Source organism: Streptomyces altiplanensis (assembly GCF_053591575.1).
This window is the reverse complement of the sequence record NZ_JBSFUB010000218.1, coordinates 1-2,310: the sequence shown is the minus strand read 5'-3', so window position 1 is coordinate 2,310 and position 2,310 is coordinate 1. Positions and strand designations below refer to the sequence as shown.

Annotated in this window: 3 protein-coding genes; 2 read left to right on the top strand and 1 reads right to left on the bottom strand. The window is 70.6% G+C overall.

Going from position 1 to position 2,310, the window contains the following annotated elements; translation table 11 throughout:
- The first annotated feature begins 303 nt into the window (after positions 1-303).
- The gene (locus ACWD0Y_RS36575; RefSeq protein WP_450264564.1) at positions 304-651 is read left to right on the top strand and encodes a hypothetical protein; all 348 of its coding nucleotides are present in this window, start codon (positions 304-306) and stop codon (positions 649-651) included.
- 553 nt (positions 652-1,204) lie between these two features.
- Here the strand turns inward: ACWD0Y_RS36575 and ACWD0Y_RS36570 are convergent.
- Positions 1,205-1,618, bottom strand: a complete 414-nt coding sequence (locus tag ACWD0Y_RS36570; protein ID WP_450264563.1) for a hypothetical protein — start codon at positions 1,616-1,618, stop codon at positions 1,205-1,207.
- A gap of 366 nt (positions 1,619-1,984) precedes the next feature.
- Here ACWD0Y_RS36570 and ACWD0Y_RS36565 point away from each other — a divergent pair.
- A partial coding sequence (locus tag ACWD0Y_RS36565) for a hypothetical protein (RefSeq protein ID WP_450264562.1) occupies positions 1,985-2,310 on the top strand: 326 nt, incomplete at its 3' end.

Genomic DNA, 2,310 nt, shown 5'->3' with positions numbered 1-2,310 from the left:
GTCCCACTCCGCGTTCGTCAGATCCCCACGGCCCATGCAGCCAGCCTGACCTCAACACCCCACTCACGTCAGGAGATCCGAGAAACATCACCTAGAGCCGGAGACCGGCGTCGACACGGTGGAGCAGACCCGCCGGACCTTCGAAGCCGCCGCGAAGTTGGCCGCCAAGCTCCAGGACGGCAAGCGGGAGCGCACAGTCACCCACGGTCCCCGGCCACAGTCCGCCCCGGCGATGGCCCCGCCGCCGCACACCCAGCAGCCCGGTACCCAGCACACACCGGGCCGGACCACAGGAGGAGTCGCATGAGCACCCCGGAAGAACGCCCCAACCCCGACGACGCCCTCGCCCGCGCCCACGCGGCCCGCGCAAAGATGGCCGCCGCGCTCAACGAGGCCCAGGAACCCGAGCCCGATGAGCCCCTGGGATGGCAGCCGGTCTGGAAGCGGCCCCGGAAACTGAAGCCGAAGGCGGCGGAGAAGCAGGAGATGCGCAAGCAACGACGGCGGCTCCAGGACGCCGGGAAGCGCCGCCTCGCCGCCGGGCAGTCGCGCCGGCCCCGCTCCCGGCAGAACCGGATCGGCAACGCGGCCGCGCGCCGCGATGCCCGAGCCCTGTCCCGGGTGCGGCACTCAGGCGCCTGGCTGTGGTGACGATGCCGGGCATCGTCCACCGAGTGGAACCCGCGATGTTCCGCATCCAGTGGCGATGCACGACATCGGGTGGAGTCCACTCAGCGGGCTCCACTCAGCGGGCTCCACCGAGTGGTCTCCACTCTGGTGCGCACCGGATGACGATGGACGCCACCGTGCGGCGCACCGCGATGGCGCGCCACCGCACCGGTGCGCCGCATCACCCGACAATGCCGCGCACTCCCGCGCGCCCGGCGCGCCGCACCCGATGTCCCGCACCGCACCCGAGCGCACCGCCTGGATCGCGCGCACCGGCGGCCCGCCCCCTTGTCCGGCTCGGGCCGGGCGAACCGGCACCCCTTGTCCGGCTCCGAGCGGGTGGCCAGCTACCCCTTGTCCAGGTCTGGGCGGGCGCACGTTTCCCCTTGACCACGTTGGCTACCGGAGCATTTCCCCTTGCCAGAGCCGGTCCCGGCCGCCGAGCAGATCGAAGTCAAGGGGGTGTGTGATATGGGGCCCGCCGCCGCGCGGTGGCGGGCCTGGTGCGCCGCACCACCGCCGTCCCGGATGCGCTCTACGCAGTAGTCCGGTGCACCGGGTCCGCTTCCATTGCTTGCTCCATCCCGACGGCCTCCAGCTGGCGGAGTACGTCGGCGACGTCGCCCTGCTCCTCGGTGATGATGTTCTCGGTGAAGCGAACGATGGTCTGGGCGATGCCCGACGGGAAAGCCAGGCAGTCGCCGTCGCCCAGGAGCTCCAGGAGCAGTCGCCCGAGCGCCGCTGCCAGGAAGGAGTGCGCGCACGGCGCCCCGTCGCAGTCCTCGTCTGTGGCGGTGATCGGGATGATGATGCGTGCGGCAACTTCCAGGAGCATCCGGTGCAGGCTCGCACCGTCGGTCTCTTCGGCAACTGCGCAGGCGGTGTCGATGTCGTCGGCCTGCAGCGCTCGGATGTAGGCGAAGGCGTCGGCGACGTCTTGCGGCTCCATCGGTGTGAGCGGCGCGGTGACGGTGTTCTCGAGCTTGACGACTCCTCACATACGGGCCGCCTCGCTGATCGCGGCGGCTTCAAGAGGAGCCTCCGGCGGCGGCCCTGTGGACAGAGGACGGTGCTCGGGAGGGAGAAGTCTCCCTCCCCGCCGGGCCCGGCAAATCCAAGGGGTACGTGTGGTGCTGGTCACGGATAAATCGTCCTGGTCAAGGCGCTTCCAGGGCATAGAAGACGCCGATTGGCGGTGATCGTCAGACAGCGGACAAGGGGTCCTTTCCGACGGTGGCCCCGGCCCGCGCGCACATCGGCGTGCGGGCGGGACACCCACTGACCCGGCCAGCCGGCCGGAGGAAGCGAGGACACCGTGCCCGCCGACATCACGCCCGACCCCGCCCGCGAACCGCACGACACAGACGACCAGGCGCCCGGCGAGGGCCTGGACCAGGCCCCGCAGGCCCCCTCCACGGGCCCCTCCATTGCCGCCTCCACGGACCCTTCGCCCGCCCGGAGCGAACCCGCGGGTCAGCCCCGGCAAATCAGGACTCCCGGCACGTTCGACAATCCTTCTAAGTCTTCGAAGCAGACATGGAAGCCCACCCACACCAGGAAGAAGGAAGTGCTGAAGGCTCTCGGGATCTTCCAGAGGGCTACCGCGGAACACCTGTGGCGGATGCTGCGCCCCACCGATCG